Origin of the sequence: Vibrio sp. 1641 (assembly GCF_033339995.1) — a bacterium.
GTDB lineage: Bacteria > Pseudomonadota > Gammaproteobacteria > Enterobacterales > Vibrionaceae > Vibrio > Vibrio alginolyticus.
In genome coordinates, this window is record NZ_JAWOVP010000152.1 from 1 (window position 1) to 739 (window position 739).

The window sequence follows — 739 nt, forward strand, 5'->3', positions numbered from 1 at the left end:
CGAAATGCATGGCAGTGCCCGCTACAAGTAAATAAGGTAAACCGCTACCCAAGACAATACCAGTAAGGTATTTGTTGGGAACGGCTTTTAGGGCGGCTTTATGTTTCATTACAAAAGGCAACAAGATTAGGCTAGGAACGAGAAAGCGCACCAAAGCAATATCAGCAGGTTGTAGTGCCGAAATTGCCCCACCTTTGAGCGAAATGAAAAAACCAGACCAAAGCAGTACGGTCACTAAAATTGCAGCGTATCCCAAAATCATCGTTGTCGCGTCCATGTGTAAAGTTCGCTGTAATTATTGAACGAAACTGACGCATCATGTTGGCAAAATGTGACGTACTTTGTTTCAGTATTGGTGTTAAACTGCGTTAAATTAATTCAATTTAGTGATTTTTGGCAAAGGGAGTTGGCATGGACAAAATTGATAGGCAGTTACTTCATCTCATACAGAAAGACGCCACATTAACGACAGCGGAGCTTGCTGACCAAGTAGGGCTATCTGCTTCACCATGTGCGAGGCGCTTAAAACGTCTTGAACAAGAAGGGGTTATCAGCGGATATCGAGCAATGATCTCACGTGGCGCAGTAGGCATTGCGATGACGGTGTTCGTTGAAGTGAGTTTGAATAATCACCAAGCGTCGTCAATCGATGAGTTTGAAACCGCAATCGTCGATATGGATGAGGTGATTTCTTGTCACGTCGTATCTGGTGCTTACGATTATTTATTGGAAGATCGGA

At 43.7% G+C, this 739-nt stretch carries 1 protein-coding gene and 1 pseudogene; one reads left to right on the forward strand and one right to left on the reverse strand.

Features of this window, described 5'->3' with window-relative positions:
• Positions 1-262, reverse strand: a pseudogene (locus R7Z47_RS24755) (EamA/RhaT family transporter); the annotation flags it as partial.
• A 149-nt stretch (positions 263-411) separates the two neighbouring features.
• Here R7Z47_RS24755 and R7Z47_RS24760 point away from each other — a divergent pair.
• On the forward strand, positions 412-739 hold a 328-nt coding region (locus tag R7Z47_RS24760), incomplete at its 3' end, for an Lrp/AsnC family transcriptional regulator (RefSeq protein ID WP_318130751.1).